Below are 11,639 nucleotides of genomic sequence, written 5' to 3'. Positions count from 1 at the left end.
CCTGGTATGAAACGTCCGGGCGCGCCTTACAGGACCATGATCGCTTCGACTTCGAACTGGGCGCCCTTGGGCAGGCTGGCCACGCCGATCGTCGAACGCGCCGGGAACGGCTGCGGGATGATCTCGGCCATGATGGCGTTGGCCGCCGTGAACTTGCCCAGGTCGGTCAGGAACAGCGTGAGCTTGACCACGTTGTCCAGCGTGCCGCCTGCAGCCTTGATGACTTCCTGCATGTTGGCAAATGCCTGACGCACCTGCGCGTCGAAGTTTTCAGAGACCAGGTCGCCGGTGCCGGGCTCCAGGCCAATCTGGCCCGATAGGTAGACAGTCTTGGTGCCGCTGACGGCAACCGCTTGCGAGTAAGGGCCAACGGCGGCAGGCGCGCTGTCGGTATGAATGATTTGCTTGCTCATGGGCGGAATCCTTCTGGTGACGGATAGAAGCTACAACTATCGAAGTTTAATCAGCAATAGACGTTTGCGAAAGTGGCGGATTGCCGTAAAGATGGCCTAGGTCTGATCCGGCGCACCCGCCGGATGACCGGCGCCGCCGATATCGCCCCGATGCGCGATCAGCAGATCGGCCAGCGCCTGCGCCGCCACCGACAGGCTGCGGCCCTTGCGGCGCACCAGGTAAAGCGGCCGCGTCAACGCGCGGCCCGCCAGCGGCACGATACGCAGATCGGCGCTGCGGAAATGAAAAAGCGTCATGGCGGGTACGACCGATACGCCAAGTCCTGCGCGCACCAGGCCCGTGACGGTCGCCAGGTGTTCAACCTCGAAAACCGGCAACGGCGCCTCGGCGCCCAATGCTTCGTCCAGATGTTTGCGCACACTGCTGCCGCGCGCAAGCTGGATGATGGGATGGCGCAGCACGTCGCGCAGCCGCACGCGCGGCTGGCCAGCCAGGGGATGGTCCGCGCGGCACACCAGAAAGTAGCGGTCCGCGTGCAGGAATTCGCTGTCCAGATCCGTCATGTCCGGCCGCCGCGAGGCCACGGCAAAATCGGCCACGCCGCTTTGCACCATGTCCAGGCACGGATCGAGCAAGGCATCGCGCAGATCCAGCACGATGCCCGGGTGATCCTGCTGGAACCGCGCCAGCAGATCGGGCAGCCAACCCGCCGCCAGCGACGGCAGCGCGGCCAGCGTTACCCTGCCCCGGCGCCGGTCCGCCAGGTCGCGCAGGTCGCCCATTGCCAGGTCCATGTCCGCCAGCAGGCGGCGCGCGGTCGCATCCAGCACACGGCCTTCGGCAGTCAGCTCCACGTGCCGCGTGTTGCGATCAAAGAGCCGCACGCCGGCGGCGTCTTCCAGCGACCGGATCAGCGCACTGAACGCGGGCTGCGTCAGGTGGCAGCGCTGCGCGGCGCGCGTGAAGTGCCGTTCATCGGCCAGGGCCACGAAGGCGCGCAATTGGCGGGACGATAGATTCATGGGTTTCTTGTATTAATTGATCCGATTTTTCTATTTTACGGATGATCGTGCCTTGCCTATAGTCGTCCCAACCCTGAACGCGCCTGGACTGCTCATGTCTCAAACTCCCTTGCTCATCGGCTGCGCCTCCGGATTTTCCGGCGACCGCAGCGATGGCGCCGCGGCCGTGGTCCGCACCCTGGCCGCCCAAGGCGGCGGCACGCTGATCTTCGAGACGCTGGCCGAACGCACGCTGGCGCTGGCGCAGCTGGCTCGCAACGACGACCCGAACCGCGGCTATGAACCGCTGCTGGACGAGCTGGTGGGGCCGGTCCTGGCCGATTGCCTGCGCCACGGCATCAACATCGTCAGCAATTTCGGCGCGGCCAATCCGCCCGCCGCCGCGCGGCGTATCGCCGAACTGGCGCGCGAACAGGGCCTGCCCGTGCCGCGTATCGCGGTGGTGCACGGCGACGCGCTAAACGGCGCCGAACACCGCGACCTGCTGGCGCAGCGCCTGGGTGCGGCGCTGGACGGCCTGGACATCGTCAGCGCCACCGCATACCTGGGCGCCACCGAAATCGCCGAGGCGCTGGCCGCCGGCGCGCAGATCGTGGTCGCCGGCCGCGTGGCGGACCCTTCGCTGACGCTCGGCCCGGCGCTGGCGCATTTCGGCTGGGATCCGGCCGACTGGCCGCGTCTGGGCCGCGCCACCATGGCGGGCCACATGCTGGAATGCGGACTGCAGGTCACCGGCGGCTACTTCTGCGTCCCGGGGCTGAAAGAGGTTCCCGACGTACACGCGGCCGGTTTCCCGATCGCCGAGATCCAGGCCGACGGCGAGTTCGTGATCGGCAAGGCCGACGGCACGGGCGGCGCGGTCGATGCGCGCACGGTGAAGGAACAACTGCTTTATGAAGTGCACGATCCGGCGCGCTACCTGACGCCCGACGTGGTGGCTGACCTGAGCCAGGCGCACGTGGTCGAGCTGGGCGGCAATCGGGTCGCCGTTCATGGCATCACCGGCCACGCGCGGCCGGCGGAACTGAAGGTGAACGTCTGCTATCGCGGCGGCTGGCTGGCCGAAGCGGAAATCTCGTATGCAGGCGTGCAGGCCGAGGCGCGCGCCCGCTTGGCGGCCGACATCGTCCAGAAGCGCCTGGGCGCGGATTTCAAGCTGCGGGCGGACCTGATTGGCGCCATCAGCATCCTGGGCGACGACGCCGGCGAGATGCGCCGCGCGCTTGCCGATAGCCATGCCCGCGACGTGCGGCTGCGGCTGGCCACTGAAAACGCCGACCGCGCGCAAGCCGAACGCGTGCTGCGCGAAGTGACCGCGCTCTACACCTGCGGGCCGGCGGGCGGCGGCGGCGTTCGCACCGCCCTGCGCCCGCGCCTGAACATGATGTCCTGCACCATTCCCCGCGAGGCCGTAAAGAGCGGCTGGACCTTCCTGGAGGAGATCGCGCCATGAACCAGACCTTGCTCGCCGTGCCGCTGTACCGGCTGGCTCACAGCCGCTCCGGGGACAAGGGCGATATCTCGAATCTGAGCCTCATCGCCTGGGACCCCGAATGCTTTGACGTGCTGACCGCGCAAGTGACCGAATCGCGCGTGGCGCAATGGTTCGCTTACCGCCACCCGAAACGCGTGACGCGCTATGCGCTGCCGATGCTCAATGCCATGAACTTTGTGCTGGAAGGTGTGCTGGATGGCGGCGTCAACGACGCGCTGAATCTGGACACCCACGGCAAGAGCCTGTCTTTCAGATTGCTGGACATGACGGTGGAGGTCAGCCCCGAGCTGGCGAGCCGGCTGCCAGACATACCCGGCGACCGTCCCGCGGTCGCCTGATTTCAGTTCCGATAAAAAAACACCACAGGAGACATACATGCGCATCGCTACCAAGGGCCGGCTGGCCCTGCTGCTGGCCGCCGCCCTGCCCTTCTCGGCCATGGCGCAATTTCCCGCCAAGCCCATCACTTTCATCGTGCCGTTCGCGGCCGGCAGCGCGACCGACCAGATCGGCCGGGCCATCGGCCAGGGCGTCACCGAGCAGACCGGCCAGGCGGTCGTGATCGAGAACAAGCCCGGCGCCAGCGCCATGATCGGCGCGGCCGCCGGCGCCCGTGCAACGCCCGATGGCTATACCGTGCTCATCACCACCAACACCACGCACGCGGCCAACGAGCACCTGTACAAGTCGCTGACCTACGATCCCGTCAAGGATTTCGCGCCCCTCACGCTGCTGGGCAAGGGCGGGCAGATCATGGTGGTCAACCCCAGTTCGCCCGCCAAGACGGTGGGCGACTTCCTGGCGCAGGCCAAGCAGTCGCCGGGCAAGCTGAGCTTTGGCAGCGGCAGCTCCAGCAGCCGCATCGCCGGTGAGCTGTTGCAGCAGATGGCCAATGTGCAACTGCTGCACGTGCCGTACAAGAGCAACCCGCTCGCGGTTACCGACCTGCTGGGCGGTCAGATCGACATGATGATCACCGACACGGCCACGGGTCTGCCGCAGGTCAAGTCCGGCAAGCTTCGCGCGCTGGGCGTCACGGGCACGGCCCGCTCGCCGCTGGCGCCCGACGTGCCCACCATCGCGGAAGCCGGCGTGCCCGGCTACGAAATGGGCTACTGGTTCGCCGCCTACGCGCCGGCCGGCACCCCGCCCGACGTGGTCAAGCGCCTGAACGAACTGCTGGTCAATGCCACCAAGGCCAAGGCCGCGCAACAGTTCTATGCGCAGACCGGCACGGACGCCGCCAGCTCGTCGCCCGAGGAACTGGCCACGTTCCAGCAAGCCGAGTCCAAGAAGTGGGGCGAGATCATCAAGAAGGCCGGCATTCAGCCCGAATGATTCCCGCCAGGCGCGGCGTTGCCGCTTCACGCCAAAACAAAAACCCATCGCGATGCGCGATGGGTTTTTTGTTGAAGCCGTGAACGGAAGCCGTCTGGCTTATTTGTCCACGAAGGCGCGTTCGACGACGTAGTCTCCCGGCTGGCCCACGCCCGGCGACACCGTGAAGCCGCGGCTGTCGAGCATGGCGCTGATGTCGGCCAGCATGTGCGGGCTGCCGCAGATCATGGCGCGATCGGTTTCGGGGTTGATCTGCGGAATGCCGATGTCAGCGCAGAGCTTGCCGTTTTCAAGCAGTTCGGTGATGCGGCCTTGATTGCGGAAAGGCTCGCGCGTGACGGTGGGGTAGTACACCAGCTTGTCGCGCACGATATCGCCGAAGAATTCGTTGTTCGGCAGTTCGTTCTCGATGTAGTCGGCGTAGGCCAGCTCGCTGACCCAGCGCACGCCGTGCACCAGAATCACCTTGTCGAAGCGTTCGTAGACGTCCGGGTCTTTGATGATGCTCATGAAGGGCGCCAGGCCGGTGCCGGTGCCGAACAGGAACAGATGCTTGCCAGGCTTGAGGTCGTCGACGACCAGCGTGCCGACGGGCTTGCGGCTGACGAGGATGGTGTCGCCCTCTTTCAGGTGCTGCAGGCGCGAAGTGAGCGGGCCGTTCTGCACCTTGATGCTGAGGAATTCGAGGTTTTCTTCGTAGTTGGCGCTGGCGATGCTGTAGGCCCGCAGCAGCGGCTTGCCTTCGACTTCAAGGCCGATCATCACGAAGTGGCCATTGTGGAACCGCAAGGCCGCGTCACGCGTCGTGGTGAAGGAAAACAGGGTGTCGTTCCAGTGGTGCACGCTAAGTACGCGCTCTGTGTTGAAAGCAGCCATGTCGTATTCAGTAAGGGCGGACGGTGGTCGGACGGGGCCCGGCTGCGCCGCGAAGGTCATTCCGAGCCGCAAAAAAAGGCCGCGGTCGGCATTAGGGTTGTCCCTATTCTACAAGGTCTCGTTGATAACTGCTCTCATTATTCCGTAATACCCTTATTCCAAGTTGACGGGGATCAACGTCTTGCAGAGACGGCTTACGAGCAGTTGAACGGCGCAATGCTTCCTGTTATTGTCGCTCTCTCTTTTGATAATCATTTTCGTTAGCAGACTGCTTTGCGTGGCGGCGCCCCCTGAGCGCAGCAGGCGCGCGGCAAAAAATTCGTTTCGGCCCTAGCTGGAGTTCCCCTCATGATCAATCGTCCCCAATTGAATTCGCTGCTGCGCGCGCTCGCGCTGGCTGGCGCCGCCGCCTTCACCGTGTCGGCCAACGCCGCCGAGGAAGTCAGCCTGTACACCACCCGGGAACCCAAGCTGATCCAGCCGCTGCTGGATGCCTTCACCAAGGAAAGCGGCATCAAGGTGAACACCGTCTTCGTCAAGGACGGCCTGCTCGAGCGCGTGAAGGCTGAAGGCGCCAAGTCGCCCGCCGACGTGCTGATGACCGTGGACATCGGCAACCTGCTCGACCTGGTGGACGGCGGCGTGACGCAAGCCGTCAAGTCGGACACCCTCAATTCGGTCATTCCCGCGAACCTGCGCGGCGCCGATGGCAAATGGTATGCCCTGTCGTTGCGCGACCGCGTGCTGTACGTGGAAAAGGACCTGAAGCTCGAAGCCTTCCGCTACGAAGACCTGGCCGACCCCAAGTGGAAGGGCAAGGTCTGCATCCGCTCGGGCCAGCACCCCTACAACACCGCGATGGTCGCCTCCATGATCGCGCATGACGGCGCCGAAGCCACCGAAAAGTGGCTGCGCGGCGTCAAGGCCAACCTGGCCCGCAAGGCCGCCGGCGGCGACCGCGACGTGGCGCGCGACATCCTGGGCGGCATCTGCGACATCGGTCTGGCCAACGCCTACTACGTCGGCCACATGAAGAACGCCGAGCCGGGCACCGACGCCCGCAAGTGGGGCGACGCCATCAAGGTCATCCGCCCGACGTTCGCCAATGCCAAGAGCGGTGGCACGCACGTGAACGTCAGCGGCGCGGCGGTCGCGGCGCACGCCCCCAACAAGGCCAACGCCGTCAAGCTGCTGGACTTCCTGGTGTCCGAACCCGCCCAGGCCATGTATGCCCAGGCCAATTACGAGTACCCCGTCCGCAAGGGCGTGAAGCTGGACCCGGTGATCGCAAGCTTCGGTGAACTGAAGGTCGATCCCCTGCCCCTGACCGAGATCGCCAAGCATCGCAAGCAAGCCAGCGAACTGGTGGACAAGGTCGGCTTCGATAACTGATAAGCTGCCGCACCGCGCTGCCGGCGTGCAGCGCGTGACTACGGCAACGACACGCGCGTGCCCCTGAACCGGGGCCCGCGCGTAGGGCCTGTTCCCGCTTTTTGGGGGGAACAGGCCTTGCCTTTGATGCAACCGACTTTGAAGCATGTATACAGAATCCTTGCCCAGGCCGCTGCGGCTGCGCTGGTCTGAACGCGGAACCGGCTGGCTGGTTGGCGCCGGCCTGATCGCGTTGGCGGTGCTCGCACCGGTCTTGACGCTGGGCTGGTGGGCGCTGGGCGGCAGCCTTGGACACTGGCAGCACCTGGCCAGCTATGTGCTGCCGCAGGCGCTGGCGAACACGGTGATGCTGCTGGCCGGCGTGGGTATCGTCGTGACGTTGCTGGGCACCGGGGCCGCCTGGCTGGTGACCGCTTACGAATTTCCGACGCGCCGGATGCTGACCTGGGCGCTGTTGCTGCCCCTGGCCGTGCCGACCTACATCATCGCGTTCGCCTACCTGGACCTGCTGCATCCCATCGGCCCCATCCAGTCGGCGATCCGCGCCCTGCTGGGCTACGACAGCCCGCGCGAGTTCCGCCTGCCCGATTTGCGCTCCCTCTACGGCGCCATCTTCGTGCTGGGCTTCGTGCTGTATCCCTACGTCTACCTGAGCACCCGCGTGATGTTCATGACGCAGGCGGCGGGCCTGCTTGAAGCCGCCCGCACGTTGGGCGCGGGCCGCGTGGCGGTGTTCTGCCGCGTCGCCCTGCCCCTTGCCCGTCCCGCGATCGTGGTGGGCGTCAGCCTGGCGCTGCTCGAAACGCTGAACGATATCGGGGCCTCCGAATTTCTCGGCGTGCAAACGCTGACCGTCTCCGTCTACACCACCTGGGTGACCCGTTCGGACCTGGCCGGCGCGGCGCAGATTGCGCTGACCATGCTGGCGATCGTCATCGGGCTGATCCTGCTGGAACGCCATGGCCGCAAGCGGCAGCGCTATGCCAACACGCAGCGCATGCGTCCGATGCAGCCGCGCCGGCTGCGCGGCCCCGCTGCCGCGGTGGCGGCCGTGCTGGGCTGGATTCCGGTGCTGGTGGGCTTCGCCGCGCCGGCGCTGTATCTGGTCGTGGAAACCTACAAGCGCCTGCATCTGGTGGGCGGCGTCTCGGACCAGTTGATCGGCGGCCTGACCAACACCCTCATCGTCGCGTCCAGCGCCACGGTCGTCACCCTGCTGTGCGGCCTGATCGTTGCGTGGGCGGGCCGCAGCCTGCGCGAAAGCGCCGGGTTCAACCCGGGCCGCGCGTGCGCCCGCGTCGCCAGCCTGGGCTACGCGGTGCCCGGCACCGTGCTGGCCATTGGTCTTCTCACCCCGTTCGTGTGGATCGACACCGCCGTCGCGCGCGTCTTCGGCGGCACGGGCCTGTTCCTGATGGGATCGATGGGCGCGCTGGTCTGCGCTTACGCCATCCGCTTCCTGGCGATTTCGACCGGGGCGGTGGAAGCCGGGCTGGCGCGCATCCCGCCGTCGCTCGAGCAGGCCTCGCGCCTTCTGGGCGAAACGTCGGCCGGCACCCTGCGCCGCGTCCATTTGCCCCTGCTGCGTCCGGCGCTGGCGGCCAGCGCGCTGCTGGTGTTCGTGGACGCCATGAAGGAACTGCCCGCCACCCTGCTGCTGCGCCCCATGAATTTCGACACCCTCGCCACGTGGCTATACGCGGAAGCCGCGCGCGGCACGTACGAAGAAGGCGCCGTGGCCGCGCTGGCCATCGTCCTGGCCGGCCTGCTGCCGGTCATCCTGCTGGCGCGCACCAATCTGAAAATGGGACATTGATCATCGTGCCCGATCTGTTAGAAATCGACCATATCTCCCTCGCCTACGAGACGCCTGCGGGCGTCAAGCCGATCGTGCAGGACTTGTCGCTGGGCCTGCCCGCCGGCCACATCGGCTGCCTGCTGGGCGAATCCGGCTGCGGCAAGACCACCGTGCTGCGCGCCATTGCCGGCTTCGAGCCGGTGCGAGCCGGCCGCATCCTGCTGGACGGCACGGTCATCTCATCGCCCACTGAACAGGTTGCGCCCGAGCTGCGCCGCGTGGGCATGATGTTCCAGGACTACGCGCTGTTTCCCCATCTGACCGTCGGCCTGAACGTGGCGTTCGGACTGCGCAAGCTGTCGCGGCAGGATCGCGCCCGCCGCGTCGAAGAAATGCTCGAACTCGTCGGCCTGGCGCATGCTGCCAGCAGCTATCCCCACGAGATCTCCGGCGGCCAGCAGCAACGCGTGGCATTGGCGCGCGCGCTGGCGCCGTCGCCCGACCTGCTGCTGCTGGACGAACCGTTCTCGAACCTGGACGTGGACACGCGCGAGCGCCTGGCCTTCGAGGTACGCGAGATCCTGAAGGCCACGGGTCACACCGCGATCCTGGTCACGCACAACCAGGCCGAAGCCTTCGCCATCGCCGACCGCATCGGGGTGATGGCGAAGGGCCGTATCGCGCAGTGGGACACGCCCTACAACCTGCACCATCACCCAGCCGACGCCTTCGTGCGCGACTTCATCCGCCGCGAGGCGCTTGAAGAGCAGCGCGAACAGGCGCTGGCGCGCGGCCGCTAGCCGCGCCCCCGGCGCCCCCGGCGCCAACCGAGCCGGGACCGCGCCTGGCGGATCAGTCCGCCGACAGCTTCACCTTCTGCGACAAGGCCTTGAAGGCCTCATGCTGGCTTTGCGTCAGACGCTCGACTTCCTGCGGGGTCGAGCCATAGGGCATGAAGCCGGCCTTCTCCAACTTGTCCTTGACGTCCGGCATGGCGAGCGCCGCCTGGAAGGCTTCGCTCAACGCGCGCGTCACCTCGGGCGACATGCCGGCCGGCCCATACACCGCAAACCACGGATCCACCACCGCCCCTGAATAGCCCAGTTCGGCCAGCGTCGGCACGTTTGGCAACGCCGGCGCACGCTTGCTGCCCGTCACCGCCAGCGCGCGGATCTTGCCCGCGTTGATGTGCGGCAGCGACGCGGGCAGGTTGTCGAACATCACGGGCAGGTGCCCACCCAGCAGATCGTTCAAGGCCTGGGCGCTGCCCTTGTACGGCACGTGCTGCATGCCTGCCCCGGTCACCTGGTCGAACATCACCCCCGCAAGGTGCATGGACGTACCCGTGCCGGGCGTGCCGTACGACGTGTTGGGATTTGCCTTGGCGTAGGCCACCAGATCCTTGACGCTGTCCACCTTCACGGACGGCCCCACCTCCAGCACCACGGACGACGCGCCCAGCATGCTGATTCCCGTGAAATCCTTGGTCGGATCGAACGGCATCTTCGGGTACACGAAAGGATTGAGCGCATTCGTGGAGATCGCGCCAAAGCCGATGACGTAGCCGTCCGGCGCCGCCTTGGCCACGGCATCCATCCCGATGTTGCCGCCCGCCCCGGGACGGTTCTCGACGATGACAGGCTGCCCGAGTTTCTCGGCCACCTTCTGTCCCGCCGTACGCGCGACCAGATCGGTCGTCCCGCCGGCGGTGTACGGCACGATGAAGGTAATGGGCTTGGCCGGATAGCCGGCGGCGTGCGCAGACGCGGCGCACGGGATCAACGCCAGCGCGGCCAATCCGCGCAGCGCATTGTGGGTATTGCAACGCATGATGTCTCCCTCCCGTTTGTTGTTGATGCACGGGTAGCGCATATTATCGCCGGACGGCGCCGCCGCCCAGCAGCGACGCCCGCGCTTGTTCCGCCACGTATCAATTCATGTTCCGCCGCGGGCGTTTATCGCCCGACCGCCGGCTCCTATAGTTCGTCTCACTGTCTGAGCGCGCAGGCATCCCAAAAGCCAAACCGGAGTATTGAAATGTCGAACAAGACTGTAGTGATCACGGGCGCGTCCAGCGGAATTGGATTTGCCCTGGCGCGGGCATACCTGCGCCGCGGCGACAACGTGGTGGGCAACGCCCGCAGCCAGCAGGGATTGGATGCGGCCGCCGAGCGCCTGGCGCACGAAGGCCCGGGCCTGCCCGACCGCTTCCTGGTTGTCGCCGGCGACATCGCGCTGGCCAGCACCGCCCGCGGCATCGTGCGCCAGGCCACCGAGCGGTTCGGCCGTATCGACGTGCTGGTCAACAATGCCGGGATCTTCATTCCCAAGCCGCTGGGCGAGTACACCGACGAAGACCTGGACCGCATCATCGACACCAACCTGAAGGGCTTCTTTCACATCACCCAGCAGGCGGCCGCGCATATGTCGAAAAAGCGCGAGGGCCACATCGTGAACATCACGGCCAGCATCGCCATGCAGCCCAGCAGCCGGGTCCCCGCGCTGCTGCCCGTGCTGATCAAGGGCGGCCTGAATCACGCTACACGGGCCTTGGCGATCGAACTGTCGGACAGGAACATCCGCGTCAACGCCGTGGCGCCCGGCATCATCGAAACGCCCATGCACGATCCGGCCACGTTCGGCTTCCTGAACTCGTTGCAGCCGGCCGGCCGCATGGGCACGGTGGAAGACATCGTCGGCGCGGTGACCTACCTGACCGATTCGGCCTACACCACCGGCGCGATCCTTCCGGTCGATGGCGGCGCCGCCGCCGGCCACTGGTAGCCCCCCAGCGGACGCCCGCCGCGCGGCGGGCGTCCCGATACCAAGAGATCACCATGACCATTGAAGCCAGACTGGCCGACCTAGGCCTGACCCTTCCGCCCGCCCCCAAGCCACTGGGCCAGTACACCGCCGTCAGCCAGGCGGGCGACCTGCTGTTCATCTCGGGCCAACTGCCGCTGCGCGACGGGCGCGTGGTGTGGCAGGGCCGAGTGGGCGCGGAGCTTACCGTCGATCAGGGCCGGCAGGCCGCCGAACTTGCCGCGCTGAACGTGCTGGCGCAGATTCGCCAGCACACTGGCAGCTTTGACCGGCTGGACCACCTAGTCCGTGTCGAAGGCTATGTGGCCAGCGCGCCGGGCTTTCTGGATCAGCCCACCGTGCTGGATGGCGCATCCGGCCTGTTCGCGCGCGTGCTCGGCGATAAGGCCGGCCACGCGCGCACCGCCAATTCGGTTTCGCAGCAGCCGGGCAACGCGGCAGTGATCCTGGTGGTGATCGCGCAGTTGAAAGGCAGCTGACC

General features: G+C 66.5%; 12 protein-coding genes. 8 read left to right on the top strand and 4 right to left on the bottom strand.

Annotated features, from left to right (window positions below; all coding sequences use genetic code 11):
* Positions 1 to 26: 26 nt before the first annotated feature.
* The gene (locus tag H4P35_RS12670) at positions 27 to 413 is read right to left on the bottom strand and encodes a Rid family detoxifying hydrolase (protein WP_056317538.1); all 387 of its coding nucleotides are present in this window, start codon (positions 411 to 413) and stop codon (positions 27 to 29) included.
* A gap of 96 nt (positions 414 to 509) precedes the next feature.
* The gene (locus tag H4P35_RS12665) at positions 510 to 1,436 is read right to left on the bottom strand and encodes a LysR family transcriptional regulator (RefSeq protein WP_180099409.1); all 927 of its coding nucleotides are present in this window, start codon (positions 1,434 to 1,436) and stop codon (positions 510 to 512) included.
* A gap of 94 nt (positions 1,437 to 1,530) precedes the next feature.
* Between H4P35_RS12665 and H4P35_RS12660 the strand changes: the two genes are divergently transcribed.
* The 3 genes from H4P35_RS12660 to H4P35_RS12650 are packed head-to-tail and all read left to right on the top strand — an operon-like array spanning position 1,531 to position 4,269.
* Positions 1,531 to 2,889, top strand: a complete 1,359-nt coding sequence (locus H4P35_RS12660; RefSeq protein WP_226849274.1) for an acyclic terpene utilization AtuA family protein — start codon at positions 1,531 to 1,533, stop codon at positions 2,887 to 2,889.
* Complete coding sequence (locus H4P35_RS12655) at positions 2,886 to 3,269, top strand: hypothetical protein (RefSeq protein ID WP_175155429.1); 384 nt, start codon at positions 2,886 to 2,888, stop codon at positions 3,267 to 3,269. Before H4P35_RS12660 ends, H4P35_RS12655 begins: the two co-directional genes overlap by 4 nt.
* Positions 3,270 to 3,306: 37 nt before the next feature.
* Positions 3,307 to 4,269: a tripartite tricarboxylate transporter substrate binding protein gene (locus H4P35_RS12650; protein WP_226849273.1), complete on the top strand. Its 963-nt coding sequence runs from the start codon at positions 3,307 to 3,309 to the stop codon at positions 4,267 to 4,269.
* A 99-nt stretch (positions 4,270 to 4,368) separates the two neighbouring features.
* Here H4P35_RS12650 and H4P35_RS12645 read toward each other — a convergent pair whose 3' ends face one another.
* Positions 4,369 to 5,145, bottom strand: a complete 777-nt coding sequence (locus H4P35_RS12645; protein ID WP_056317527.1) for a ferredoxin--NADP reductase — start codon at positions 5,143 to 5,145, stop codon at positions 4,369 to 4,371.
* Positions 5,146 to 5,493: 348 nt separating this feature from the next.
* Between H4P35_RS12645 and H4P35_RS12640 the strand changes: the two genes are divergently transcribed.
* From H4P35_RS12640 to H4P35_RS12630, 3 genes are all read left to right on the top strand, one after another.
* Complete coding sequence (locus tag H4P35_RS12640; protein WP_226849272.1) at positions 5,494 to 6,537, top strand: Fe(3+) ABC transporter substrate-binding protein; 1,044 nt, start codon at positions 5,494 to 5,496, stop codon at positions 6,535 to 6,537.
* 145 nt (positions 6,538 to 6,682) lie between these two features.
* The gene (locus tag H4P35_RS12635) at positions 6,683 to 8,353 is read left to right on the top strand and encodes an iron ABC transporter permease (RefSeq protein WP_226849270.1); all 1,671 of its coding nucleotides are present in this window, start codon (positions 6,683 to 6,685) and stop codon (positions 8,351 to 8,353) included.
* 5 nt (positions 8,354 to 8,358) lie between these two features.
* A complete protein-coding gene (locus H4P35_RS12630; RefSeq protein ID WP_152384370.1) occupies positions 8,359 to 9,135 on the top strand; it encodes an ABC transporter ATP-binding protein in 777 nt (258 codons plus the stop codon).
* Between the two features lie 52 nt (positions 9,136 to 9,187).
* On the opposite strand, the gene H4P35_RS12625 is transcribed toward H4P35_RS12630, so the two are convergent.
* Positions 9,188 to 10,165, bottom strand: coding sequence for a tripartite tricarboxylate transporter substrate binding protein (locus H4P35_RS12625; RefSeq protein WP_226849268.1), 978 nt, complete (start codon positions 10,163 to 10,165; stop codon positions 9,188 to 9,190).
* A 207-nt stretch (positions 10,166 to 10,372) separates the two neighbouring features.
* Here H4P35_RS12625 and H4P35_RS12620 point away from each other — a divergent pair, with 207 nt between their 5' ends.
* Together H4P35_RS12620 and H4P35_RS12615 are read left to right on the top strand one after the other, a co-directional pair.
* Positions 10,373 to 11,119 (top strand): SDR family NAD(P)-dependent oxidoreductase, encoded by a 747-nt coding sequence (locus tag H4P35_RS12620; RefSeq protein WP_226849267.1) that lies wholly within the window; start codon positions 10,373 to 10,375, stop codon positions 11,117 to 11,119.
* A 53-nt stretch (positions 11,120 to 11,172) separates the two neighbouring features.
* Positions 11,173 to 11,637, top strand: a complete 465-nt coding sequence (locus tag H4P35_RS12615; protein ID WP_226849266.1) for a RidA family protein — start codon at positions 11,173 to 11,175, stop codon at positions 11,635 to 11,637.
* The last annotated feature ends 2 nt before the right edge of the window (positions 11,638 to 11,639 follow it).

The organism is Achromobacter sp. 77, from assembly GCF_020541125.1.
Taxonomy (GTDB): domain Bacteria; phylum Pseudomonadota; class Gammaproteobacteria; order Burkholderiales; family Burkholderiaceae_B; genus Achromobacter; species Achromobacter mucicolens.
Note: the sequence above shows the minus strand (reverse complement) of the source record. Positions and strands in the feature narration are given on the sequence as shown.

What these genes read in the sequence shown, in the direction of transcription:
- H4P35_RS12670 (WP_056317538.1), bottom strand. Translation starts at nt 413, where the DNA reads ATGAGCAAGCAAATCATTCATACCGACAGCGCGCCTGCCGCCGTTGGC.
- H4P35_RS12665 (WP_180099409.1), bottom strand. Translation starts at nt 1,436, where the DNA reads ATGAATCTATCGTCCCGCCAATTGCGCGCCTTCGTGGCCCTGGCCGAT.
- H4P35_RS12645 (WP_056317527.1), bottom strand. Translation starts at nt 5,145, where the DNA reads ATGGCTGCTTTCAACACAGAGCGCGTACTTAGCGTGCACCACTGGAAC.
- H4P35_RS12640 (WP_226849272.1), top strand. Translation starts at nt 5,494, where the DNA reads ATGATCAATCGTCCCCAATTGAATTCGCTGCTGCGCGCGCTCGCGCTG.
- H4P35_RS12650 (WP_226849273.1), top strand. Translation starts at nt 3,307, where the DNA reads ATGCGCATCGCTACCAAGGGCCGGCTGGCCCTGCTGCTGGCCGCCGCC.
- H4P35_RS12635 (WP_226849270.1), top strand. Translation starts at nt 6,683, where the DNA reads ATGTATACAGAATCCTTGCCCAGGCCGCTGCGGCTGCGCTGGTCTGAA.
- H4P35_RS12655 (WP_175155429.1), top strand. Translation starts at nt 2,886, where the DNA reads ATGAACCAGACCTTGCTCGCCGTGCCGCTGTACCGGCTGGCTCACAGC.
- H4P35_RS12625 (WP_226849268.1), bottom strand. Translation starts at nt 10,165, where the DNA reads ATGCGTTGCAATACCCACAATGCGCTGCGCGGATTGGCCGCGCTGGCG.
- H4P35_RS12620 (WP_226849267.1), top strand. Translation starts at nt 10,373, where the DNA reads ATGTCGAACAAGACTGTAGTGATCACGGGCGCGTCCAGCGGAATTGGA.
- H4P35_RS12615 (WP_226849266.1), top strand. Translation starts at nt 11,173, where the DNA reads ATGACCATTGAAGCCAGACTGGCCGACCTAGGCCTGACCCTTCCGCCC.
- H4P35_RS12660 (WP_226849274.1), top strand. Translation starts at nt 1,531, where the DNA reads ATGTCTCAAACTCCCTTGCTCATCGGCTGCGCCTCCGGATTTTCCGGC.